General features: G+C 58.9%; 24 protein-coding genes, 1 tRNA gene and 4 pseudogenes. 19 read left to right on the top strand and 10 right to left on the bottom strand.

Features of this window, described 5'->3' with window-relative positions; all coding sequences use genetic code 11:
* Positions 1-7 precede the first annotated feature (7 nt).
* The 10 genes from ACQZ5K_RS24740 to ACQZ5K_RS24785 all read left to right on the top strand — a co-directional run bounded on the left by ACQZ5K_RS24740 (position 8) and on the right by ACQZ5K_RS24785 (position 12,782).
* Positions 8-1,096 (top strand): carbohydrate ABC transporter permease, encoded by a 1,089-nt coding sequence (locus ACQZ5K_RS24740; RefSeq protein ID WP_137005391.1) that lies wholly within the window; start codon positions 8-10, stop codon positions 1,094-1,096.
* On the top strand, positions 1,093-1,974 hold the full coding sequence (locus tag ACQZ5K_RS24745; protein ID WP_137005390.1) for a carbohydrate ABC transporter permease: 882 nt from the start codon (positions 1,093-1,095) through the stop codon (positions 1,972-1,974). The genes ACQZ5K_RS24740 and ACQZ5K_RS24745 overlap by 4 nt, the downstream gene beginning before the upstream one ends.
* A 351-nt stretch (positions 1,975-2,325) precedes the next feature.
* On the top strand, positions 2,326-4,083 hold the full coding sequence (gene ggt / locus ACQZ5K_RS24750) for a gamma-glutamyltransferase (protein ID WP_448741753.1): 1,758 nt from the start codon (positions 2,326-2,328) through the stop codon (positions 4,081-4,083).
* Between the two features lie 160 nt (positions 4,084-4,243).
* Positions 4,244-5,302 (top strand): LacI family DNA-binding transcriptional regulator, encoded by a 1,059-nt coding sequence (locus tag ACQZ5K_RS24755; RefSeq protein ID WP_137005388.1) that lies wholly within the window; start codon positions 4,244-4,246, stop codon positions 5,300-5,302.
* Position 5,303: 1 nt separating this feature from the next.
* Positions 5,304-6,914, top strand: a complete 1,611-nt coding sequence (locus tag ACQZ5K_RS24760) for an FAD-dependent oxidoreductase (protein ID WP_448741754.1) — start codon at positions 5,304-5,306, stop codon at positions 6,912-6,914.
* A gap of 29 nt (positions 6,915-6,943) precedes the next feature.
* Complete coding sequence (locus tag ACQZ5K_RS24765; protein WP_448741755.1) at positions 6,944-8,203, top strand: ABC transporter substrate-binding protein; 1,260 nt, start codon at positions 6,944-6,946, stop codon at positions 8,201-8,203.
* Positions 8,204-8,257: 54 nt separating this feature from the next.
* Complete coding sequence (locus ACQZ5K_RS24770; RefSeq protein WP_448741756.1) at positions 8,258-9,184, top strand: carbohydrate ABC transporter permease; 927 nt, start codon at positions 8,258-8,260, stop codon at positions 9,182-9,184.
* Entirely contained in the window at positions 9,174-10,016 is an 843-nt protein-coding gene (locus ACQZ5K_RS24775) for a carbohydrate ABC transporter permease (protein WP_137005384.1), read from the top strand. Before ACQZ5K_RS24770 ends, ACQZ5K_RS24775 begins: the two co-directional genes overlap by 11 nt.
* A gap of 15 nt (positions 10,017-10,031) precedes the next feature.
* Positions 10,032-11,075, top strand: a complete 1,044-nt coding sequence (locus ACQZ5K_RS24780) for an ABC transporter ATP-binding protein (RefSeq protein WP_137005383.1) — start codon at positions 10,032-10,034, stop codon at positions 11,073-11,075.
* Positions 11,076-11,366: 291 nt separating this feature from the next.
* Positions 11,367-12,782, top strand: a complete 1,416-nt coding sequence (locus ACQZ5K_RS24785) for a SecDF P1 head subdomain-containing protein (RefSeq protein WP_448741757.1) — start codon at positions 11,367-11,369, stop codon at positions 12,780-12,782.
* A gap of 28 nt (positions 12,783-12,810) precedes the next feature.
* On the opposite strand, the pseudogene ACQZ5K_RS24790 reads toward ACQZ5K_RS24785, so the two are convergent.
* Positions 12,811-12,993, bottom strand: a pseudogene (locus tag ACQZ5K_RS24790) (hypothetical protein); the annotation flags it as partial.
* A gap of 82 nt (positions 12,994-13,075) precedes the next feature.
* Here ACQZ5K_RS24790 and ACQZ5K_RS24795 point away from each other — a divergent pair.
* Positions 13,076-13,258: pseudogene (locus tag ACQZ5K_RS24795) on the top strand (plasmid stabilization protein); the annotation flags it as partial.
* 149 nt (positions 13,259-13,407) lie between these two features.
* Here ACQZ5K_RS24795 and istB read toward each other — a convergent pair.
* Positions 13,408-14,163 carry an IS21-like element helper ATPase IstB gene (gene istB / locus ACQZ5K_RS24800; protein WP_132281916.1) on the bottom strand — a complete coding sequence of 252 codons (756 nt, stop codon included), beginning with the start codon at positions 14,161-14,163 and terminating at the stop codon, positions 13,408-13,410.
* A gap of 11 nt (positions 14,164-14,174) precedes the next feature.
* Positions 14,175-15,710: an IS21 family transposase gene (gene istA, locus ACQZ5K_RS24805; protein WP_448741758.1), complete on the bottom strand. Its 1,536-nt coding sequence runs from the start codon at positions 15,708-15,710 to the stop codon at positions 14,175-14,177.
* Between the two features lie 224 nt (positions 15,711-15,934).
* Between istA and ACQZ5K_RS24810 the strand changes: the two are divergent.
* From ACQZ5K_RS24810 to ACQZ5K_RS24820, 3 genes and pseudogenes are all read left to right on the top strand, one after another.
* Positions 15,935-16,066: pseudogene (locus ACQZ5K_RS24810) on the top strand (plasmid stabilization protein); the annotation flags it as partial.
* 43 nt (positions 16,067-16,109) lie between these two features.
* Entirely contained in the window at positions 16,110-16,556 is a 447-nt protein-coding gene (locus ACQZ5K_RS24815; protein WP_078051597.1) for a CBS domain-containing protein, read from the top strand.
* A 107-nt stretch (positions 16,557-16,663) separates the two neighbouring features.
* Entirely contained in the window at positions 16,664-17,179 is a 516-nt protein-coding gene (locus ACQZ5K_RS24820; RefSeq protein ID WP_448741759.1) for a DUF305 domain-containing protein, read from the top strand.
* A gap of 51 nt (positions 17,180-17,230) precedes the next feature.
* Here the strand turns inward: ACQZ5K_RS24820 and ACQZ5K_RS24825 are convergent, their stop codons facing one another.
* From ACQZ5K_RS24825 to ACQZ5K_RS24845, 5 genes are all read right to left on the bottom strand, one after another.
* Entirely contained in the window at positions 17,231-19,006 is a 1,776-nt protein-coding gene (locus ACQZ5K_RS24825) for a thiamine pyrophosphate-binding protein (protein WP_137005380.1), read from the bottom strand.
* A gap of 130 nt (positions 19,007-19,136) precedes the next feature.
* The gene (locus ACQZ5K_RS24830; protein WP_080820202.1) at positions 19,137-19,316 is read right to left on the bottom strand and encodes a hypothetical protein; all 180 of its coding nucleotides are present in this window, start codon (positions 19,314-19,316) and stop codon (positions 19,137-19,139) included.
* Positions 19,317-19,497: 181 nt separating this feature from the next.
* Positions 19,498-19,788 carry a DUF3175 domain-containing protein gene (locus ACQZ5K_RS24835; RefSeq protein ID WP_448741760.1) on the bottom strand — a complete coding sequence of 97 codons (291 nt, stop codon included), beginning with the start codon at positions 19,786-19,788 and terminating at the stop codon, positions 19,498-19,500.
* A gap of 21 nt (positions 19,789-19,809) precedes the next feature.
* The gene (locus tag ACQZ5K_RS24840) at positions 19,810-19,998 is read right to left on the bottom strand and encodes a hypothetical protein (protein ID WP_078051594.1); all 189 of its coding nucleotides are present in this window, start codon (positions 19,996-19,998) and stop codon (positions 19,810-19,812) included.
* 42 nt (positions 19,999-20,040) lie between these two features.
* Entirely contained in the window at positions 20,041-20,244 is a 204-nt protein-coding gene (locus tag ACQZ5K_RS24845; RefSeq protein ID WP_035237037.1) for a hypothetical protein, read from the bottom strand.
* Between the two features lie 149 nt (positions 20,245-20,393).
* Here ACQZ5K_RS24845 and ACQZ5K_RS24850 point away from each other — a divergent pair, with 149 nt between their 5' ends.
* Positions 20,394-20,582 carry a hypothetical protein gene (locus tag ACQZ5K_RS24850; RefSeq protein WP_080820199.1) on the top strand — a complete coding sequence of 63 codons (189 nt, stop codon included), beginning with the start codon at positions 20,394-20,396 and terminating at the stop codon, positions 20,580-20,582.
* Between the two features lie 10 nt (positions 20,583-20,592).
* Entirely contained in the window at positions 20,593-20,877 is a 285-nt protein-coding gene (locus tag ACQZ5K_RS24855) for a DUF6894 family protein (RefSeq protein WP_233284789.1), read from the top strand.
* On the opposite strand, the gene ACQZ5K_RS24860 is transcribed toward ACQZ5K_RS24855, so the two are convergent.
* Positions 20,860-21,480, bottom strand: a complete 621-nt coding sequence (locus tag ACQZ5K_RS24860) for a Crp/Fnr family transcriptional regulator (RefSeq protein ID WP_448741761.1) — start codon at positions 21,478-21,480, stop codon at positions 20,860-20,862. The two genes, ACQZ5K_RS24855 and ACQZ5K_RS24860, sit on opposite strands and share 18 nt — an antisense overlap.
* Here ACQZ5K_RS24860 and ACQZ5K_RS24865 point away from each other — a divergent pair.
* From ACQZ5K_RS24865 to ACQZ5K_RS24875, 3 genes and pseudogenes are all read left to right on the top strand, one after another.
* Positions 21,456-21,806 (top strand): NAD(P)/FAD-dependent oxidoreductase, encoded by a 351-nt coding sequence (locus tag ACQZ5K_RS24865; RefSeq protein ID WP_448741762.1) that lies wholly within the window; start codon positions 21,456-21,458, stop codon positions 21,804-21,806. The genes ACQZ5K_RS24860 and ACQZ5K_RS24865 overlap by 25 nt on opposite strands.
* A 168-nt stretch (positions 21,807-21,974) precedes the next feature.
* Positions 21,975-22,627: pseudogene (locus ACQZ5K_RS24870) on the top strand (thiamine pyrophosphate-binding protein).
* Positions 22,624-23,154 carry a thiamine pyrophosphate-dependent enzyme gene (locus ACQZ5K_RS24875; protein ID WP_448741763.1) on the top strand — a complete coding sequence of 177 codons (531 nt, stop codon included), beginning with the start codon at positions 22,624-22,626 and terminating at the stop codon, positions 23,152-23,154. The pseudogene ACQZ5K_RS24870 and the gene ACQZ5K_RS24875 overlap by 4 nt, the downstream one beginning before the upstream one ends.
* A gap of 353 nt (positions 23,155-23,507) precedes the next feature.
* On the opposite strand, the gene ACQZ5K_RS24880 is transcribed toward ACQZ5K_RS24875, so the two are convergent.
* Positions 23,508-23,584: transfer RNA gene (locus ACQZ5K_RS24880), tRNA-Met, on the bottom strand.
* Positions 23,585-23,596: the final 12 nt, after the last annotated feature.

Genomic DNA, 23,596 nt, shown 5'->3' on the forward strand with positions numbered 1-23,596 from the left:
GTGATCGATGGCGCTCTTTTCTTCAAAGGGGAAACTGACCCGGGACGGCTTGACGGGCTGGTTCATGGCTGGACCGGCGCTGGTGCTGATCGGGCTTTTCCTGATCACGCCCTTTCTGCTGGGGCTCGGTTTTTCCTTCACCAACCAGCGGCTGACATCTCCCAATCCAACCGAGTTTGTCGGCGTTGAAAATTACACCCGGCTGCTGGGTATTGGTGTGCTCACGCTCGAGCCGGAAAGGCAGGCGGGTGGGAGCCTTAAACAGGGCGCAGATGGCGCCATCTCCTATCCGCGCATTCGCAATTTCACCCGCAACAATCCCGACTATCCCCATCTGGAGGGGATGCGGGAATATAAGAGCTTCACCTGGGGTGAGAACCAGATCGTCATTCTGGCGCGCGACGTCGTGTTTTTGACCGCGCTCGTCAATACGCTTGCCTTCGTGGCGGTCGTTGCACCGGTTCAGGCGGCGCTGGCGTTGTTTCTTGCCCTGCTGGTGAACCAGAAGGTTCCCGGCGTCACGATTTTCCGCGCGATCTACTTCATGCCTGTCGTGCTGTCGGTGGTGGTGGTGGCGCTGCTCTGGCGGTTTATCTACGCGGCGGATAACGGGCTTCTGAACAGCCTTTTGAGTTATATGAGCTTCGGGCTGTTCCAGCCAGTCGACTGGCTGGGCAGAACCGATACAGCCCTGTGGGCCATCCTGGTCATGTCAGTCTGGCAGGGCGTCGGGTTCCACATGGTCATATGGCTCTCCGGTCTGCAAACCATCTCTCCGGATCTTTACGAGGCGGCCGATATCGAAGGCGCGAGCCGCTGGCAAAAGTTCAGCATGATAACCTGGCCGCTGCTGCGCAACACGGCCGTGCTGATTATCATCGTCATCACCATGCAGGCTTTTGCCCTTTTTGCGCAGATCGACGTGATGACCAAAGGCGGGCCTCGCGATTCTACGCAGAGCATTGTCTATCAGGCGGTTGAGCGAGGATACCGCCAGCAGGACATCGCGGCCGGTTCCGCAATTTCGGTCGTCCTGTTCCTGCTTGTCCTGTGTATCTCTCTAACCCAGCGATACCTCACAAGGGAGAAGCCATGATGCAGGCCGGACAACGCAAAAGCCTCGCTTTTCTCATCGGTAACTATATGCTCATGCTTGCCTTCGCGGCGATCTTCATTTTGCCGCTGTTGTTCATGGGGTTCTCGTCGCTAAAACCGAACGACCAGTTGCTGCGTGACGCCACATCGATACGAGCCTTCCTGCCGGTGGGAAATCTTTCGCTTGAAAACTATACGGCAGCTTTCGCCCGGGCACCGATTGCGACCTTCATATTCAATTCGGTTGTGGTGACGGGCGTTACCGTGTTTCTCGCGCTGCTGCTTGGCTCGCTCGCCGCCTTCGCCTTCACCTTTTTGAACTGGCGCGGAAAGGATGTTCTCTTCTCGATCATCCTCGCCACGCTCATCATTCCCTTTGAAACAATTGCCGTGCCGCTCCTGCTGGAAGTCAACAACCTGCCATGGATTGGCAGCAACGGGTTCACCTGGGGATGGCTCAACTCCTGGCATGTGCAGATCATTCCATGGATTGCAGACGGGCTGACGATTTTCCTCTTCGCGCAATATTTCAAGGATTTGCCGAGGGAGTTACTGGAGGCGGCGCGCATCGACGGGGCAGGCTGGCTGCGGATTTACGCGCAGGTGGTTATGCCGCTCAGCGGCCCGGTGATCGCAACGGCTGCGATCCTGAAGTTTCTCGTCATGTATAGTCAGCAGTATCTGTGGCCGCTTCTCGTTACCCAGTCCGAGGCATACAGACCTGTAATGGTTGGGCTGCAATACTTTTTCCAGCTCAACACGCCCTGGGGCGAAGTCATGGCCTATCTCACCATCATCACCCTGCCGGTGCTGATCTTTTATCTCTGCCTGCAGAGGCTGTTCATCTCCAGTATCGCGGCAAGCGGGATAAAGGGATAGCGCCTTGTCCGGGTACAGGGTGAGAGCGTAACCGCTAACAGCTTGCAAGCTGGTGGCAGAAGTGTGAATCACTGAGCGAAAGCATCTGGCTCCGACCCAACTGCAGGGAGGGCAAGTCGCGCAACGTGATCTGCGATCGGATAAACCGCCTGAAACAAAGCGGCAAAATGCTTAAACGCTTTACTCATACTCGCGGACGAGGCTGAAATACGGGTGACGCCGGGCCCCTGCGGGAACGAAGGAAGAATTCGGAAAATCATCTGCGCCTGAATCGCTACGGGTTTGACCCGGCTGCTGGCTCAGATGCCCTTCTCACATTAACGGATTGTGCCGCTCTGGAGGATAAGGCTAATGAAAATGAGATTTCTCAGCGAGGCTGTTCTCGCCTTAATGTTTTCCACCGCAATCGCCTGCGCCCAGCAGGCATCTGACACGGTGGCGCCAGAGAAAGCGACGGGGCTTGCGACTGCCAGACGTGTCGAGTCAAGGAGCTTCATGGTCGCCGCAGCCAATCCGCTGGCGGCCGAGGCGGGGCGCGACGTGATCGCCGCGGGCGGTAACGCCATAGATGCGATGGTGGCGGTGCAGACCGTGCTGGGCCTCGTTGAGCCGCAGAGTTCCGGTCTCGGCGGCGGCGCCTTCCTCGTCTATTACCACGCAAAAAGCGGCAAGCTGACGACGTTGGACGGCCGGGAGACGGCGCCGATGGAAGCCACGCCAAAGGTCTTCCTGGATGACAAGGGTCAGCCGCTTAAATTCATGAACGCAGTAATCGGCGGCCGTTCCGTTGGCACGCCGGGAACGGTGCGACTTCTGGAGGAAGCTCACAAACGCTATGGAAAGGCGGAGTGGGCAAGCCTGCTGAAGCCGGCGGAAACGTTGGCGACCGAGGGTTTTCAGGTGTCGCCGCGTCTTGCCTCCCTCATCGCGTCCGAGGGCGACCGGCTAAAGAAATATCCAGAGGCGCGGTCCTATTTCTTTGATACCTCCGGGGCAGCGTTGCAGGCCGGTGCTCCATTGAAGAACCCGGCCTATGCCGAGACGCTTGCAGCGATCGCCAAAGGCGGCGCCGATGCCTTTTACAAGGGGAAAATTGCCGAGGCGGTCGTCAAGACCGTGCGCGAGGCAGCCGACAATCCTGGCGTGCTGTCGCTTTCCGATCTTTCCAACTATCGCGTCATCGAGCGCGAACCGGTCTGCTTTATCTATCGTGCACTTGACGTTTGCGGTATGGGACCGCCATCGTCGGGCGCTATCGCCATCGGCCAGATGCTCGGTATGGCGGAGAATTTCGATCTCAGATCTCTAGGCCCGAAAAATGTCGACAGTTGGCGCATTATCGGCGATGCGCAGCGTCTGGCCTTCGCCGACCGCGAGCGTTACGTCGCTGACACCGATTTCGTGCCGCTACCGATCAAGGGCATGCTGGACAAGACCTATCTAGGCGAGAGAGCAAAGCTTCTCGACGGCGACAGGGCCTTGGCCAACGATGCCGTCAAGGCCGGCGAGCCGGAATGGGACCATGCGCTACTTTTCGGTCGGGATGCCGCACTCGAGTTGCCTTCCACAAGCCATTTCGTCGTCGTCGACAAGGATGGCAACGTTGTCTCGATGACGACGACGATCGAAAGCGGTTTCGGCTCGCGTCTGATGACGAATGGCTTCCTGCTAAATAACGAGTTGACGGACTTTTCCTTCAAGACCCATGACGGCGCCCTCCCTATCGCCAACCGCGTCGAGCCCGGCAAACGGCCGCGCTCCTCCATGGCCCCGACTATCGTGATGAAGGATGGAAAACCGCTGCTCGCCATTGGTTCGCCCGGCGGTAGCCAGATCATCGGTTATGTGGCCCAGGCGCTGATCGCCTATATCGACTGGGGCATGCCCGTCGAGGTGATCGTCGCCCAGCCGCATCTCATCAACCGGTTCGGCACCTATGACATCGAGGCCGGCACCAGCGCGGAAGAACTGGTCGGTCCGCTGAAGGCGCTGGGTTACGAGGTGAAACCGGGTGAAATGAACTCCGGTTTGCATGCCATCGAAATAACCGCCCGAGGTCTGGTCGGCAGCGCCGACCCACGACGCGAGGGAGTGGTGGTGGGGGAGTGAACGCTCCACCTGCGGAAAGTGCATGAGCGTTGGCGGCAACATGCTCCATGCCGGAAACCGACACATCATCATGAAGTACTCCATTGACATCCCCTCGCAAACCCTGTTTATACGCATAAGCAGCTAATACGAATTAGCAGCGGCAGAAAACGAGGTTTCGATGGTTAGGCGTGTGACGCAACGGGACATTGCGATCTTCGCTGGGGTCAGCCAGGCAACGGTTTCGCTCGTGCTCAACGAAGCGAAATCCGCTGAAGGTCGCATTCCGCCTGAAACACGCGAGCGTGTGCTGAAGGCCATTCGCGACACCGGTTACGTGGCGGACCCCATCGCGCGCAGCATGGTCAAGGGCGCCAACCGGATTCTGGGTGTTTTCACCTATCAGCCGGCTTTCCCGATTGCGCAGGCGGATTTCTATACGCCTTTCCTGATGGGAATAGAGGAGGAAGCGGAGAGGTTGAGCTACGACCTTCTGCTGATGACGGCTGCGGCGCGCGACGATAACGGCCGCAAGCGCATCTTCGGGGAAACGGGTCGGCTTCGACTTGCTGACGGATGCCTCATTCTGGGCAGCCAGTTCGATCGTGATGAGCTGGCCCAGCTGGTTGCCGGTGACTATCCTTACGTCGCAGTCGGTCGCCGTGACGATGCCGGCGGGCCGGTGCGTTATGTTGGCGCCGATTACGTGACAGCCACACATGCTCTTGTCCGAGAAGCACTTGCCGCTGGCCATCGCCGTTTCGCCTTTATCGGTGCGACGGGTCCGGCGGAATCCATCAGCGATCGCTGGCGTGGTTTTCTCGCCGCAATCAAGGGCGCGGCGGAGCTGGTCTATTCCCACGAAAGCGAAAATGGCGATCCGGCCGAGCAACTGGCCGCCGTTCGCGCCAGCGGCGCAAGCGTCGTTTTTTTTGCCGAGGTGGCCGAAGCGGTGGTCTTCGACAATTATGCCCGTGCCCAGGGGGTGAGCGTCCCCGCCGATCTTTCCATCGTGGTGCTGGGCAGCGGCACCCGCACGCATACGCTTCGGTTACAGCGCGTCTTCACCTCCTATGCCATCCCCCGCGAAGAAATGGGCAGGCAGGCGACTTCCATGCTGGTCGAGACCCTCACCAGCCCCCCCGGCCCCGTAAAGCAGATATTGCTGGGCTGCGACATCGTGGCGGGCGAAACGCTCGCCTCCCCAACTCAAGGCCCAACTCAAGGAAAGAGAACCTGACGTGAGAGAATACAATGCAGATATTCTTGTGGTTGGCGGCGGCCTTGGCGGCGTGGCGGCGGCGCTCGGGGCCCTGCGCAATGGCCGCAGCGTTATCCTGACCGAAGCATTCGAGTGGATTGGCGGCCAGCTGACTAGCCAGGCCGTGCCACCCGACGAGCACAGCTGGGTCGAGCAGTTCGGGATCACTGCCAGCTATCGCGCCCTGCGCACGGGCGTTCGGCAATATTACCGCGACCACTATCCGCTCACCGACACCGCCCGGGCCGATCTAACGCTCAACCCCGGAGACGGCAACGTATCTCGCCTGTGCCACGAGCCGCGCGTTTCGCTGGCGGTGATGGAAGCAATGCTTGCGCCTTACGCGGCGGGCGGCAAACTGACCATCCTCAAGCCCTATGAGCCGATATCAGCGGAGGTCGACAGCGACACCGTGCAGGCTGTGACCCTGCGCCATTGCAATACGGGCGACCTTATTTCCTGCTCCGCCCGCTACATCATCGACGCCACCGAACTGGGCGATCTGCTGCCTCTGACAGCTACTGAATACGTCACGGGTTTCGAAGCCCAATCCGAAACCGGCGAGCCGAGCGCGCCGGCCGAGGCGCAACCGCACAATCAGCAGGCCGTATCGATCTGCTTCGCCGTCGATCAGGTTGACGGCAATCATGTCATCGACAAGCCCGCCCGGTATGACCACTGGCGGCAGGTTGCTCCCGAATTCTGGGGCGGCCCGCTGTTGAGCTGGGACTCGCCCAATCCGCGGACACTGGAACGCAGCCGCCGGTTCTTCGATCCCAACCCGGTCGACAACGCAACACGCGACGTTGCCGACCAGCGACACAGCGCGGGCGATATGAGCCTGTGGATATTCCGCCGCATTGCCGCCCGCCACACATTTCGGCCCGGCGCCTATGTCAGCGATATCTGCCTCGTGAACTGGCCGATGATCGATTATTTCGAGGCGCCGATCATTGATGTTACCCCCGAACAATATGCCGAGCGGCTGGCCGATGCGGCTAGTCTGTCCTATTCCATGTTCTACTGGATGCAGACCGAAGCGCCTCGCCCGGATGGCGATCAGGGCTTTCCGGGACTGCGCCTGCGCGGCGACATTACCGGCACGGAGCATGGCCTGGCCATGGCGCCCTATATCCGTGAAAGCCGTCGCATTCGTGCCCTGACCACGGTGGTCGAGCAGGATTTGTCGCTTGCCGTGCGCGGCGATCGCGGCGCGGTGCATTACCCTGATAGCATCGGTATCGGCATGTATCGCATCGACCTGCACCCCTCGACGGGCGGCGATAACTATATCGATGTCGGCGCCTGCCCTTTCGAAATTCCGCTGGGTGCCCTTATCCCCCGCCACAAAACGAACCTGCTGGCGGCATCCAAGAATATAGGCACCACGCATATCACCAATGGTTGCTACAGGCTGCATCCGGTCGAATGGAACATCGGCGAAGTGGCCGGCATGCTGGCCGCCTATTGCCTCGACAGGGGCGAGACCCCGCATGGCGTGCATACCGATGAAAAGCGGCTGGCGGAGTTTCACACCCACATCGAACGCCAAGGGGTGGAGCGCCATTGGCCTGATATTCGCGGCTACTAGCCAAAACGTATAATCTGGGAGGATTATTCATGCGCAGGAGTATAGTGAAAATTGCAGTGGCCGGTTTTCTGGTCACATCCGGGCTGGTTTCGCCGGCTCTGTCGCAGGAATTGCGGATGGCCATCTGGAGCGCCAACGAAGCTCATCTGGCCCTGTTCAACGAGATCGCCGATGAGTTCGAGGCGAGCCATCCCGGCGTCAAGATCACCTACGATTCGCTTGCCTACGAAGGCTATGCCACCACTCTGACCACCCAGATCGCCGGCGGCAATCCCCCCGATCTGGCCTGGCTGTTCGACACGACCGCGCCCGACTTCATGGCGGCCGGGGCGCTTTATCCCCTCACCGAAACCTTTGCCAATACCGAAGGTTACGACATGGGCGACTTCCCCCCGGCAACGCTCACCGCCTGGTCGTATGAAGGGGTACAATATCTCTATCCGTTCTCGACATCGCCCTTCGGCGTCTTCGTCAACAACGACATGATCCGGGCGGCAGGCGCAAAGACGCCCGCCGAGATGATCGCCGCCGGCGAATGGAACTGGGACAATGCCATTGCGACGGCCGCAAAAGTCGCGACGACCGGCAAACAGGGATTGATCATTCGTGATTTTGAATACAAGGCGTGGGAGAATCTTGCCGAAGTCTATACCGGCTGGAATGCCTATCCCTGGTCGAAAGACACCAAGTCCTGCGCTTTTGCCAGCCCGGAGATGGTTGACGCCATGCGCTTCATCCACGATGCGATCTTCGTGAAGAAAGCCATGCCGGGGCCTGGCGTTTCGGCCGATTTCTTTGCCGGGGATGCGGCGATGACAACCACCCAGATCAGCCGCGCATCGCTGCTGCCGAAAGGCGACAAGGCCTTCGACTGGGATCTCGTGCCGTTGCCTAAAGGACCCGCAGGTGACTATGCCGTAACAGGTCGGGCAGGCATTGGCGTCATGGCCAGCGGCAAAAACCCGAAGCTTGCGGCGGAATTCCTGGCGTTTTTCTCCTCCAAGCCGAATGTAGCCAAGCTCGCGCGCTTTTTCCCGCCGGCACGGCAAAGTCTGCTCACCGCCGATGTGCTCGCGGCCGCCAACCCATTGCTGTCGCGCGAGCAGATAGAGGCCGTGGTCATTCGCGGCGTCGCCACCGGTCAATCGACGCAGCAGGTTCTCAATTTTGCCCGGCTGCAACAGACTGTTCGCGCCGGCCTCGACGGTCTCTGGCGAGACGATGCCGATGTCGCGGCTGTCCTGCAAGCGCTTTGCGGCCGTCTCGATCCGTTGCTGGCGGCCAATTGACGCTGGTAGCCATCCGATTTTCCGTGGATGCGAAAGGCAGAAGGAAGAAAAGCCATGACGCTTGCCCTCCCGACAGCGCAGACACAGGCCCGGCGCGGCTTCTGGACCATGGCGCGCCGTGACGCCGCCACCGGTTATCTGTTCATAGCGCCGCAACTCATTGGTATCGTTGTCTTCGTGCTCGTGCCGCTGGTATTGGTCTTCTGGTATTCACTACATGAGTGGAACGTGCTGGCGGGATCGTTCCGGTTCACCGGCGTCGCCAACTACCAGAAGCTGCTCAGCGACCCGGCCATAGGCGAAGTGCTGGGCGTGACCGCCGTGTTCTCCGCGGGGCTTGCCCTGCTCAATATGAGCCTGGCGCTGGGGCTTGCGTTGCTCCTGAACCAGAAGCTGGCCTTCATGACCGTGTTCCGCACGCTGTTCTTTTCGCCTGTCGTGGTGTCGCTGGTCGCCTGGACAATCGTGTGGAGCTTCCTGCTGCAGAACAATGGCGGCATCAACGGCCTCCTGCAAATGATCGGCGTCGAGGGGCCCAACTGGCTGCGCCACCCCACGACGGCGATGATCTCGGTCATCGTCGTGCAGGCGCTCAAGAATCTCGGTCTCAACATGATCCTGTTTCTCGCAGCACTGCAGGGCGTGCCGCGGGAACTGTTCGAAGCCGCGCGCGTCGACGGTGTGCCGCGCTTCAAGCAGTTCTATCGCATCACCCTGCCGATGATCAGCCCGACTATCCTGCTCGCTTCCATCGTCACCATCGTCGGCGCGTTGCAGGTCTTTGCGCAGATCATGATCCTCACCCAGGGCGGGCCGGGCTTCTCCACGACGGTTCTCGTTTATTACCTCTACCAGCAGGCCTTCCAGTTCTACCTCTTCGGTTATGGCTCGACACTCTCCATCATCCTGCTGGTCATTGTCGGCGCGCTCACCTTCATTCAATGGCACCTGCGCAGAAAGTTCGTATTCTATGAAAACTGAACTCAGCCCTCGCGCGCAGACGCTGATCTATTTCATACTCTGCGTGCTGCTTGTCCCCTTCGTTTTTCCGACCTGGTGGATGGTCACGTCGTCGGTCAAACCCGTCAGCCAGATATTTGCCTTTCCGCCGGATATCTGGCCGCGCGCCTTTGATTTCTCCTCCTATTCCGACGTTTTCAGAATACAGCCCTTCGCGCTGCAATACTGGAACTCCGCCTATATCGCCGCAATCGTCACCATCGGCACCATGGCAGTGGCTTCGATGGCCGGATATGCCTTTGCGCGCATCCGGTTCCCCTTCGCCAACACCATCTTCATGGTGGTGCTGGTGGGGTTGCTCATCCCATCCGAAGTAACGCTGGTTCCGCTGTTCCGGATGTTTCTCAAATGGGGCATGATCAACACACACTGGCCGCTGATCCTGATGCCGATCTTCGGCGCGCCGGCGGTCTTCGCCACCTTCATCATGCGCCAGTTCTTTATCTCCTTACCCGTGGAACTGGAGGAAGCCGCCCGGGTCGATGGCCTCGGCCGGTTCAAGATATTCTGGACCATCGCCCTGCCGCTTGCCCGTCCAGCGCTGGCTGCCGTTGCGATCTTCACATTTCTCGGCAGCTGGAACCTCTATCTCGAACCCATCGTCTTTCTCTCCAGCCCCGACAAGTTCACCCTGCCGCAGGCACTGACACAATTTACCGACGCCTATGGTGGACCGATGTGGAACATCCAGCTTGCCGCCGCAACGATGACCGCCATCCCCGTACTCATCGTCTTTATCGTCGCGCAGAAACAATTCGTCGAAGGCCTCGCCCATACCGGGCTTAAAGGCTAATCGAAAGGCTGACCCATGGCACCCGTTACCCTTAGATCCGTCAAGAAAAGCTATGGCGCATTCGCCACCATCCATGGTGTCGATATCGATATTGCCGATGGCGAATTCGTTGTCCTCGTCGGCCCTTCGGGCTGCGGAAAATCCACCCTGCTGCGGATGATCGCAGGCCTTGAAACCGTGACCAGCGGCGATATCTCGATCAGCAGCCGTGTCGTCAACGAGATCGAGCCGAAAGACCGCGACATCGCCATGGTCTTCCAGAACTACGCGCTTTATCCGCACATGAGCGTAGCCAGAAACATGGCCTTCTCGCTCGAGCATCGCGGCGGCAGCAAGACCGAGATTGCCGAGCGGGTGAGCTGGGCAGCTGACATATTGGGGCTGACGCCATTGCTCGAACGGTTTCCCCGCCAGCTTTCCGGCGGCCAACGGCAGCGCGTCGCCATGGGCCGCGCAATCGTCCGCAATCCTCAGGTTTTTCTGTTCGACGAACCGCTCAGCAATCTCGATGCCAAGCTGCGCGTGGTGATGCGCGGTGAAATCAAGGGGCTGCACCAGCGTCTGGGGGTCACCACCGTTTATGTCACGCATGACCAGGTGGAAGCCATGACCATGGCCGACAAGATCGTGGTGATGAATGCCGGGCGGGTCGAGCAATGCGGGGCGCCGCTCGAACTTTATGACCGGCCCGCCAATCCCTTCGTCGCCGGCTTCATCGGTTCCCCGGCGATGAATTTCATCAAGGGAAGATTGACCGCCGACGGCTTCGAGGCTGACGGCGTCGTCCTGCCCCTGCCGCCCGGCCCGACCTCGGGCAACGCAATATACGGCATCCGCCCGGAACATTTCGAGCTGGTCAACCAAGGCCTCACCGCGACCGTTTTGCTGGTGGAACCAATGGGATCGGAAACGCAGGTCACGATGATGCTCGGCAAACACCAGGTCATCGGTGTCTTCCGCGAGCGCGTCCAATCGCAGCCGGGCGCGACCATCCAGGTTCAGCCGGATCTGGCATCGATCCATTTGTTCGATGCCGCAACCAATCAACGCCTCAACTAACGCCGATGAAACCCGGGAGCGCGCGGATGGAATTCGAACCGCCCGGGCTGCAACGCCGCCTGACTGCAATGGTAGCGCAATCGCGACGCAATACAGAATTCAATGATTAAAAATCACTACCCACGGAAGCCATGCGGCGTTGAACTTGGGATAGACAGTACAAAATCGGCATGTCAGGTGTTGGAAAAGCCGTAACCGGAGGGCATGCAAATTCGCACGAATGTAACACGCCGCAATACCGGTCCGGTCCCTCGCCTCTTTCTCACTGCCGGGCTGACATTCCAGGCAACCATGGCAGTCGGCCCCGCGCAGGCGGCAGAGAGCGTGACCGTCCCGCCTTATGCGCCCGCCATCGGGACTGAGCTTCATTATCGCGTTCAAAAGACGACCGAGACCGACATGTCGCTCTGGTTGGACAAGCCGGGAGTATCGCCCGTTGTCATGCGCGGTGACTTCCGCCAATCGGCAACGGTGCTGTCGCGGAATGACGAAGGCATGCGGGTGCAATGGAGGCTCTCCGCCGATATCCCGCCGGATGCGGTGGACGCGGCGGATTCCTATCCGATGAACGCCATGTTTCGCAATTCGCTCGCCGCCTACGGTGTTCAGCAACTGGAATTCGAGACCGACCTGAGCGGCACCCCGACGGCGCTTGTCGGCGCGGATCAGATCGTTGCCAATATGGAAAGGCTCCTCTCCACCTCAGCGCCGGACAGCACGGCCTCCCGCATGCTCCAGACCGTCAAAAGTAACCCTCTCACAATTATCGACGTTCTTGCGCCCGAAAGCATGATCCTTGCGCTTGGGCAATCTTCAGAAGCTTTCACGACCGATATCGGACGGGAATGGACGGTTGAAGGCAATGAAGAACTGAAGGGCATGCTCGTCCCGACAAGCACCGTCTGGAAACTCGAAGCCGCCGACAAGATCAGGCAAACAGCCACGTTCAGCGCGAAGATAACCTATGATCCGGCTGCCCTGCTGCAATCGCAGCAATCCTCGATCGATGGCATGATCGCAAGTTTCGGAGACCGGGCGAAGCAACTGACCGAAGCCCAGCTGGCGCAGGTCAAAAGTGCCGGGAAGTCACGAACCGTGACCTATGTGAATTCAACACGCGACGGTTCGACAGTCGAAGTGCTGGAAAACACGGTCGCAAGTGTCGGCGGCGTGACACTCACAATGGCGGTGCATGTCTGGCAAGAGGGTCAGCCACCGGTCCTGCCTGCACCGCATGCGTGGAATGCCAGGACCCTGTCTGGCCAACTTGTTGAACCGCTGCCCAAAAACGATCCGCAAGCTTCGATCGATCTGAACCAGTACCGAGCGAAGACCGATGTCGATACGCCTTCCTCTCCCAACCCGACCGATGGCGGCAACGCCTCTGCCGACGGTGCAAGGGACATTGCACCGATTTCGCTCAAGGTCGCAAAGGTGAAAACCTCGGTCGATCCCGCTGCCGGACCTGCAGTGGAGATTGCGTTGACACCGGAAAGCGCCAAGGCCTTCGAGGATTTCACACGCGCCGCTCTCGGGCAAAAGACCCAGTTGCTGGTTGATGGAGACGTCATCTTCGAACCGGTCGTGAGAGAGCCGATTATGGGCGGCAGCGTCACCATCAGTGGCGTTGATTCAGCGCAAGCTCTGGCCGTCGCGCGGAAATTGTCGTCTTCCGAGGCCTCGATCATTATGCGGTTGGCGCCATAATCCCTTTTGTTCTCGCCGGTGGGGGCTTTCAGAGGGGGTCAGTGGGCTCATCACTTTGAATGTGAAGGGCGTGACGCGTATGCCGCCGCTCCCCAATGCGTGTTAGGGCGCCGATCTTGACGAGTTGCTGAAGGTCGCGTGTCGCTGTCGCCCGCGATGTGGCGGTTATCGAAATGTAGTTTTCCGCGCTTAGCCCACCCAAGGCCCCAGAACACGAAAAACCGATCTCACATCTTCGGGAACATCGTTTGACCACTGGAGTTAGGGGCGCTTCAACCAAGAGGAGAAGCACGATGCCCCGTGGCGACAAATCTTCCTATACGGACAAACAGAAGCGCAAGGCCGAGCATATCGAAGAAGGATATGAGGATCGCGGCGTCGGCGAGAAAGAAGCCGAGCGGCGCGCCTGGGCCACCGTGAACAAGGAAAGCGGCGGCGGCAAGAAATCCGGCTCCGGTCGCGGTCATGCCGAGAACTGCGTATTCCGATGAAGCCGGCCACTGATTCCGAAATCAAGCCGGCCAGTCATTCCGATCTCATTCCGGCCGCCGTTCCGATTTGAAGGCGGCCACTTGTCGGACTGATCCTGGGTCTAATGGATGTGTGGCTTTGGTTTCGTTCGACGTCAAGCTTGCGATGTTTCGGGGAGCGTTGGAGCACGCTGTTTTCGCATGCTTTCGCCGCTGAGCTCGATGCGGTAGGCGTTGTGAACAAGGCGATCGAGGATGGCGTCGGCGAGCGTCGGATTTGCGATGATCTCGTACCACCGATCCAGGGGTACCTGGCTTGTGACGATGGTAGAGCGCCGTTCGTAGCGATCTTCGATGATCTCAAGGAGGTCGCGGCGCTGGTCGTCATTGAGCTTTTCCGGGCCCCAGTCATCAAGGATCAGCAGGTCGGTCTTGGCCAGCGACTTGAGGATCCGGCCATATCTGCCATCACCTCTTGCCAGTGCGAGGCTGGCAAACAACCTCGGGACGCGGTGGTACGCGACGGAGAAATCCTCGCGGCATGCTTTGTGACCGATCGCGCAAGCCAACCAGCTTTTGCCGACCCCGGCCGGGCCGGTGATGAGAAGGCTGTGGTGTTTTGTGATCCAATCGCAACCGGCCAGGGTCATGAACATATTACGATCAAGGCCGCGGGCCGCACGGAAGTCTACGTTCTCGATCTGCGCGTCATGGCGTAGCTTTGCGGCCCTTGCGCGCGCTTCGAAGCGCTTTTGTTGGCGCATGGTGGCTTCCCGTTCCAGCAGAATGGCAAGCCACTCGCCATGTTCGAGACCACGCGCCTCTGACTGGGCATCAAGCTCCTGGAAGGCAGTGGCCATGCCGTAAAGACCAAGCTCTCGTAGTCGGTCGATAGTGGGGTGTGTCAGCATCAGTTTTGTCCTCAATGAAAGTAGCCCGGACCACGCAGATTGGCGTGGTCGATGATTGCAGAAGGTTCGGTGGAATGTTTTGCTGCCTTATGGTTGGCTAGAAGCGAGGCAATGCTTTTGCAGTTCAGGCCTCCGATCTCGACAGCTCTGGCTGATACGGCCTCGGCGCGTTCGCAAGCGATGTCGCGAAACAGGCGCAGGATGCCCAGGCATGTTCGAAAGCCCTGTTCCGGGTGCGGCCGGCTGGCGAGAACAGCGATGACCAGGCCTTCGGTATGGGGCCCAATCGATGCGCCCCAACGGCGAAAACGATCGGGCGTCCACTCTGCATAACGCCGGTGGGAGCTGGGCATGTGCTCCGGATCAGTGCCGTACCGAGGGCCACCATATCGGCGTTGATGAGCCGCGACGCGCTTGCCGCGGTGAAAGACCTCGATGGTCCGTGCCGTCGCTCTGAGATCGACCTGCTGACGGATAAGGCCATGTGGAACGGAATAGAGGAAGGTCTTGTATTCAACGTGGTAGTCGGTTGAAACACGGACCAATCGCCATTCCGCAAACTCGTAATCGTCACCGGGCAGATTTGCGAGCGCGGCACGCTCGACATTCTCGAACAACTGCCGTCGGGTGACACCAAGGCGACGCATGACATGGTCGTTTATGCGGTCCAGAGACTGGGCAATGGCCCCATTGGCCTCGGCGAGCGAGAAGAAGGTCTGCTTGCGCAAGCGGCCAAGGATGCAGGACTGAGCGAAACGGACACCGTTCTCGACTTTTGATTTGTCTTTCGGTCGCTTCGGCCGTGCCGGCAAGACTCCAATGCCGTAGTGCGAGGCCATCATGCCGTAGCTGCGGTTAATCTCGGGATCGTAGAAGCTGGCGCGATTCACGCCCGATTTGAGATTGTCGGGAACGATCAGCCGAGGGACCCCGCCGATGAAGCGAAACAAGCGGACATGCGAGCCGATCCAGTCGGGCAGGGTCTGGGTCCAGGTTGCCTCGGCGTAGGTGAAGCTGGAAGCGCCGAGCACCGCGACGAAGATCTCAGCCTCGCGGATCTCGCCCGTCGTCCGATCGACGATCGGTATCTTCTTTCCCGAATAGTCCACGAAAACCTTGTCGCCGGCAGCATGCTCCTGGCGCATCGTCGGAGACAGCCGTTGCTCGAAGCTGCGGAACAGCTCACAAAACCGGCTGTATCCATACCCCTCAGGGTTTGAAGCGCGATACTCTTCCCATAGGATTTGGAGCGTAACGCCAGGCTTCTTGAGCTCGACGACAAGTTCGGCCCATATCGGCTCTGTTCGCCGTCGGGTGCCCTGCTTGACACCGTTGCGAGCGAAAAGCTTATTCTCGAGAGCATCGTCGGTCAGGTCGCCTGGCAAAGGCCAAGTCAAGCCGATCTCAGTTGCTCGCCGTAAATTATCCTGCACTGTGCTGCGCGCTATTCCTAACACGACCGCAATCTCACGGGAGCTCGTCCCGCTTCCGGCAAGCCGCAGCATCTGTCGTAATTGTCTCATGGTCAGCCTTCTCTTTGCCGGCATCAAAATCTCCACGTTGCGCGTGGTCCATTTGATGCCAAAGTTGCTGACCCAGGGGATGATAATCAGTGGCGGAAAGTGGCCGGTCTTTGATTGGAATGGTGGCCGGCTTCATATCGGAATGCTGGCCGGTATTTGATCGGAATGGTGGCCGGCTTCATATCGGAATGCTGGCCGGTATTTGATCGGAATGGTGGCCGGCTTCACGTCGGAATCCGCACGAGAACCACGCCTCTTCCGAAAAGGGTGGCCGCAAAGGTGGCGAGGCCGCTGCTGCAAGACCGAAGGCAGAGCGATCCGCTTCCGCCAAAAAGGCCGCCGCCACCCGCAAGCGCAATGAGCAGCACGCCCAGCACTAAGCGGGTGCGCAGCAAGGATTTACCGTCAGAAGGAGTTACCGCGATGAAAGTCCAGGAAGTCATGACGCATGATGTGCGTGTCGTGAATGCGGAAGAAACCATTCAGGAAGCAGCCCGCATCATGGCGGAAATCGATGCCGGTGTGCTGCCGGTCGGCAAGGAAGGCAAACTGGTAGGAATGCTGACCGACCGCGATATCGCAATTCGCGCGGTTGCCGAAGGCAAAGGTCCGGACACAAAAGCAAGCGACATCATGTCCAGGGAAGTGAAATATTGCTTCGATGACGAGGATGTGGAAGATGTCTGCGGCAATCTCGGCGACCAGCAGATCCGTCGTATTCCCGTCCTCGACCGCAACAAGCAGCTGGTGGGAATCCTGTCCCTCGGCGATGTCGCCGTGGAAACCGACGGCAACGGCGTGGGCGAGGCATTGGCAGCGATCTCCCGTCCCGGCGGCACCCACAGCCAGTCCGGTGTGCAGCCGCATTAAACCTATGGCCCCGGGGGCTGTTTTGACAGTCCCCGCCGATTAGATCTTCACCGGTGAGGGCTGCAATCCTCCCCGGGCAAGTCGCTGCGCGGCAACGGGAGCACCAGATGGACGACGATCACGGCACCACTCGTCAAAGGAAAGCCCACACCGCCAGCCATCCTTATGCGGCTTTCGCCCTTAACATGGTCCTCAGCCTGGTGGTCATGTACCTCGTCATGTTCTCCATGATCGATGGCTGGGGCGACTTCCGGAACAATCTCAACATGGTCTACATGGCGCTGACCATGGTTGCGCCCATGGGCATCCTCATGCTCGCGACGATGGGTGGGATGTATCCGAACAAGCGGTTGAACCTTTTTCTCCATGCCGGTCTCGCCCTCCTCTTCGTGGCGGCCTTCACCGGGACGCGTAGCCAGACCCTGATCGGCGACCGGCAATTCATTGCTTCGATGGTTCCCCATCATTCCGGCGCCATTCTCATGTGCCGGAAAGCGGCGATCACTGACCCGGAACTGATGACGCTCTGTTCGGAAATTTCCCGCGGCCAGCGGATCGAAATCGAGCGAATGAACGCAATCGACGAACGCCTCGGCGCAAGGGTTGGCGGCGCGCAGAGATGATTGCTCCGCCATGTCTCTGTCGCGTCGGACAGCTGATATGGCCGCCGGTTATCACGGGTCAGCTTTTGGCAGACCTTCTCCGCGCATCATCGTCCGCAGCGGCTCTCGCGCCATATTCTCTTCTATCTGCCGATGCCCCGGCGTATCGGGCAGCGCCTTCTTGAAGTTCGCGGCATAGTCGTCCGGCATTTTCGGCGGCATCATCGGCTCGTATTTATCGACAATCGACTGGATGATAACAGGGCCATCCTCGGCGAACGCCGCGTCAAGGACCGGTTCTATCTCGTCAAACCCGGAAATCGTAAAACCCTTTCCGCCCATTGCATCGGCCGCCCTGGCAAAGTCTATGGGCGCGAGTTCGCAGGCGAATTGCGGATGGCCGAGGAACATCATCTGCTCCCATGCAATCTGATTCAGCATCCCATTGCAGATAACCAGAATCTTCAGAGGCAACCGATGCCGGACGGCGGTGGAGAATTCGCCGAGTTGCATGGCAAGTCCGCCATCGCCCACAACCGCATATACGTTACGGCCGGAATAGGCCAATCCGGCGGCGATGGCGTAGGGCAAGCCGGAGGCCATCGAAGCGAGCGCACCCGAAACGGCAAAGGCGTTGCTGGTTTTCAGGTCGATGTGACGCGCAGCCAGTTCCGTGTTCTGACCGGAATCGGTCACAAGCATTCCGTCTGCATCGATACGCCTGCCGAAGGCATGCACCACTGGCTGCGGTTTCAACCGTGTTGATTGCTCCGATGTCAGGGCGGCCATCTGTTCACACCAGGTGCGCATCCCTTTCCGCGCGGCTTCCAGAAAACTCCGGTCGCTCTTTTTCTCCAGCAGGGAATTCAACCGGTTCAGTATGTCACCTGCGTCACCCACCAGGCCACACTGCACGGGATGCCGAAGTCCGATACGCTGCGGGTCAAGATCGATTTGAACCGCCTTGACGGTGTTTGGATCCGGATAAAATTCGATGTAAGGAAATGTCGACCCCACGATAAGCAGGGTATCGCAATTTTTCATGATGTCCTGAGAGGCGGCGGTTCCCAGAATGCCAATTCCGCCGGTGGTGAAGGGGTCGTCATCATCCATGACCGCCTTGCCCAGAAGCGCTTTCGCCACCGGCGCGCCGAGCAGTTCGGCGGTTCGCTTCAATTCTTCCTCAGCGCCAAGGGCGCCGCGTCCGGCAAGTATCGCAACCCTGCTGCCACGATTGAGCAAGGACGCTGCCTCGTGGATGAGTTCGTCAGCGGGTTTCGGACGATACGAGAACCAGTCATTCGGAACGTGCCTGGGCAGGTTACGGCGAGACCGTCCTTCCTCGGCTGGCTTTTCCTGCGTGTCGTTTGCTATCGAGATATGTGCGACGCCACGCCGCGCGAGAGCGGTGCGGCAGGCGAGGCTGGCGACATTTTCCATATGCGCAGCATCGCTGACGACGGTATTATAAACGCTGACATCCTCAAAAACCCGGGTCAGGTTGACGTCCTGCTGCGTGAAAGTTTCGATCAGGTCGTGATATTGCATCCCGGTGATCGCGAGGACAGGAACCTGGTCCAGCTTGGCGTCATAAAGACCGGTCAGGAGATTGGTGCCACCGGGACCCGAAGTGGCAAGACAAACGCCGAGCCTGCCGGTCCATTTGGCATAGGCCGTCGCCATGAAGGCAGCGGATTGCTCGTGTCGGACCTGGACAAACCTTATCGCATCCTGACGTTTGCGAAGCGCCTCCATGACGCCATTGATGCCGTCTCCCGGAAGGCCGAATATCGTGTCGACCTTCCAGTCGATCAGTGTCTTCACCAGAACATCTGCTGCGGTCGTCATGATCAGTTCCTCAACTCTCAGCGGTCGTTCCAGAGCGGCCATCGAAAACGGTCATGAAACTTCCTGTCTCGTCAGGGAATAAAACAAGGAAATCCCCACGACGCGCGCGGGGATTCCCAGTTTGTCAGCATTAGGAGTTTTTGTGGCTCTGCTGACCCGCCTTCACATGTTGCTCATGTGTGCCACCGCGGGTCTTGCCATTGTCGCCATTATTGGAGGCCGATGCGGACTGCGAACGCTTGTCGCTGTTCTTGTGGCTCTGCTGGCCGGCCTTCACGTGCTGTTCGTGCGTACCACCTTGATTTGGCATGATATGTCACTCCTCATATGGTGATTTTTCACTTGCGCGCCTTGTGGCCCGCCCTAGACCAACCATGCCGCGCCACGGGAGTTCCGAGATTTAATATTTCGTGAGGAGCGATTTTTTACGGAGCGGCCTCGAGCCCGGCTTGGCTTCGAGCAATAGGGGCGAAAGGCAAGCGTACATGCGTCTATCGCGATTTGCCGAATTCCTTGCGAAGCTCGCCCTTCGCATCTTCCAGCACTTCCTTTCGTTTTCCGGGCAACGTCCGGCCAGCACGGTTGATGTAAAACACCAGCATCGACATTGCAGACCGGAAAGGGCTGGTCTTGCGCCTGGAGGATTTTTCCGCCGAGGCTTTCAGCGACCGTGCGATCTGCGAGGGATCGTCCTTGGTGAACACCTCCTTCTCAAGATCGAGCGCATCGCTTTCCCTCGTCACCTTCTGTGACCACTTCTTTTTCTTTTTTGCCTTTTTCATCGTTCTTCTCCCGGCGGATCATTATTTTCGTTCGGGGTCATGGGTGTGGTGACTGTCACGCTCACCCCCTCCCCCGGAAACCCTGCTCTTTGAACGTTTGTCATTGTCTGCCGCAGGTTTCTTGATCTCCAACGGGGCCTTCGCGTTTTCATGCGAAGAGCCCGGCCCGCCCTGCCGGATGCTTGCCGGTGTTTTCGTCGAGGTGGACATTTATTCCTCCTGTCGTTGGGTGGCAGCGGATAAACCGCTGGCCTATTGGTCGTCGCGGGTTTTCATCGCATCGGAAACACGCTTCTTCCGCGGGTCCTTAAGGTTTTCACCCACAGCGTCCCGATCGTGCTCGGGGTCGTCGGTGGGTTTCATGTAGCCTCTGGGTCGGCTTTCCTTCGGCCCCTCCCAGCGCGGCGATTGGTCTGTGGTGCCGGGAGCGCCGTCTCGTGGAGAATTATTGGTCATGATTGCCTCCGGTTGGGTTTCAACGCTCCCCAACCACTTTGCTGCGGCAATGTTCCGCAAAGACCGGGAGGCAAAAGGGGGATTTTTTTCGAAACAATTGCGCTCCCCCCCGGTTAGGCGGGCCAGACACTCAATCCGAGGGACAGACGATGACGGACAAACCCGGCAAATCTGATCGCATCTCCAGAATTGCGTATGAGCAGCAGCAGGACTTTCTCAGGCGCTCGTCGCTGCAATTTCTGGAATGCGCGATCCATTTATGCGCGACAAATATGAGCATTTCCGAACTTGCCACACGGCTTGAGAAACAGGCCCAATATCTGCGGCAGTTCGGCTGAGGAACAGCCGTTGCAAGCGCCAGCGGCGAGCAAGTCATTTCTTGGGAATATCGCCATGCCAAGATTTTTCTTCACTGTGATCAGCGGCAAAAGCATCCTTGATGACCGGGAGGGGAGCGACCTACCCTCACTGGACCGGGCGATTGAAGAGGCGCTCAAGGACGCGCGCGCCTTGATGAGCGAGGCGATCCTGCAAGGGCGCGACATTTCCGAAGGTTCCATCATCATCCAGGACAAGCAGCACGAGGTGCTGAAAGTCGTCCGCTTCTCCGAGGCTCTAGACAGAAAAGACTGACGGCGCGGCAATATCCGACTGCATACGGGCCATCAGTGTTTCGTATTCTCTTTCGGGGACGCCGTAAGTCATGTCGGCGACGTCTTCCAGTATACCGCGATTGACGATCCGGACATTTCCGCGGCTGGCGCGAATGGCATGAATGCCTTCGAGAACATGCAGCTCGTTGGTAATGCCCGGCCGCCGCACCCCAAGAACGGTGGAGAGAAACTCATGGGTGATCGGCAGATCATCCGTATCGAGGCGGTCATGACACATCAGCAGCCAGCGTGCGAGCCTTTCCCGCAGACCATATTGCCCATTTGCAAGCACAAGCTGGCCGGCCTGAAGCAGGCAGACGTTGATATAGCCCAGCAAAAGCTCACGCAGGCGCGCGTCTTCCTCCATTTCCCGCCGTATTTCAACGGCCGGAATCAGGAAGCCACGACCGCCCACGCCCATGATGGTTTCGTCCGGCGTGGTTTCCGCGCCCAGCAGAACGGGCCAGCCGGTGATGCCCTCTCGCCCAACAAGCACGGCTTCAATGCTCTTGCCGCCGTCATCATGAACAACCGTCGCCGACGACGCAAGGGCTTCGGTTGTCGGGCCGGGTCGAGCTCGCATCCGTCGACACACCTCCAAATTGGCGCCGTGTCGACATTCTTCTTGAGCATGCCCGCAAAACCTATCCCGCGCTCGCAGGGATGACGAACATCAACGTCGATAAATGGATGGGGCATCGTCCCTCCACTCCCGATGGCCTTCCGGTTATCGGCCGATCAAGCGTTTCGGCGGATATATTCTATGCCTTTGGCCATGGTCATGTCGGCTTCGCATCAGGACCGATCACCGGAAAGATCATCGCGCAGCAGATTATGCGCACTCCGCAGGCTTTCGATATCAGCGCGTACTCCCCGAGACGGTTCCGGCTGGGTAGGCGCGCGCCGTAAGGATCGGGTGCAAAGTCGCGGACAAGTAATCCCATCGCTGCCCGCTCAAACGATACGCGACGAGCCGAGACAAACCGCAACGCTTGCCAGCAGAGCCGACCGGTGCATTGAAGACAGTTACAACATGAAGGAGAATTCTGGATGCGTGGTGCGGATATTCTGGTTGAAATGTTGATCGGCTATGGCGTCGAGGTCATCTTGGGTGTGCCTGGTGATACCAACGTCCCACTTTATGAAGCCCTTCAGCAACGGGAAGGAGAGATCCGTCATGTGATGGCGCGTGACGAGCGGTGGCAGGTTATATGGCCGATGCCTACGGTCGTTTCACCAGCAAGCCGGGGATATTTGAATGCCCGTCGGGTGCCGGCGCGATGTATTCTCTCCCACCGGTGGCGGAATCCAATTCCTCCTCCGTACCCGTCATCCTCCTGACAATTGACATTCCGCTACCGGGCGAGGGCCGCGGCGTACTGACTGAACTTGATTGTGCCCGCCTGTTTGATCCGAACACCAAGATGTCGGTGCAGGTCAAATCGGCGGAAAAATTACCGGAAATCATCCGTCGAGCCTTCCGCGTCGCCTGCTCCGGAAAGCCCGGTGCGGTCCATTTGCAGATCCCGGAAGATATGTTGCTGGCGGAAGTCGACCCCGCCCGGATCTCCCTTCATGTGGAGACGGAGTGCAGGGAGTTTCCTGCCTTTCCGACCTTACCTGCTCCCGAAAAACTCGACACGCTGATCACACTCCTGACGAGCAGCAAAAAGCCGCTCATTGTCTCCGGCACATCTATTCGGATGCGGGAACGCCCACCCCGCACATGACACGCTTCCTCAAGCTCAGGGATGGCCGCACGGGGTTTGCCATTCCTCGCGCCTTTGGCGGGCTTGGCTCCGCCCTGCCTGCCACCGTCGGAGCGTGGTTCGCGAACAAGGACCACCGGCCGATCGGCATGTTCGGCGACGGCTCGTTCGGAATGGCGGTCGGAGAACTCGAAACTCTCGTCCGCCTGCAGATCCCGGCGATCCTGCTACTGTTCAACAACGGCACCTTTGGGTGGATCAAAGGCCTTCACCGGCTGAAGGGGCATAACCAGTGCTTCGGTGTGGATTTCATGCCTCCACGCGGTCAGGCCATTGCGGAAGCCTTCGATCTCAAGGCCTGGACAGCAACGAATTCAGAGGAACTCGACACAGCGCTTGAAACAGCCTTCGCTTACAGGGACGGACCCTGCCTCATCGATATCCATGTCGAGTCCATCGCAGACCGCGTGCCGCCGATGTATTCCTGGCTTACCAAACGCGGAAAAAATCCGCTGAATACTCAAGCTGAAGACGTTACATATTTCTGACTCTGTTTGGACGAGCGCTTGCATGCAAATGCCCGGTTGTCCAGCAGGGAGGTAAGTGCAGCGGCATGCAAAGGAACAGGTTTAGCGCCGCAAAGACGAGATAGATCTCCCGCCAGGATAGATAGCCGGTGAGCCCCCGCGCCGGTAGACATTGACCTTCCCTCCGAGGATTTCGTGGCTCGCCATACCGGCCCCCTGCTTGTTTCCCGTCTTCGATATGGGAACAGGGAATCACGCCGGCAAGGACGCGTCAAATCAGGAGCCGATTCTGTGCTAGAGTTGTGCTAGAGGATTTTGGGCAAAAAAAATAGCTCCAGGGCGGCCCGGAGCTATTTGATATCATTCGTAAACTTTGGTTGCGGGGGCAGGATTTGAACCTGCGGCCTTCAGGTTATGAGCCTGACGAGCTACCGGGCTGCTCCACCCCGCGTTGACTGGTTTT

It is taken from the genome of Agrobacterium sp. 22-226-1 (genome assembly GCF_053522345.1).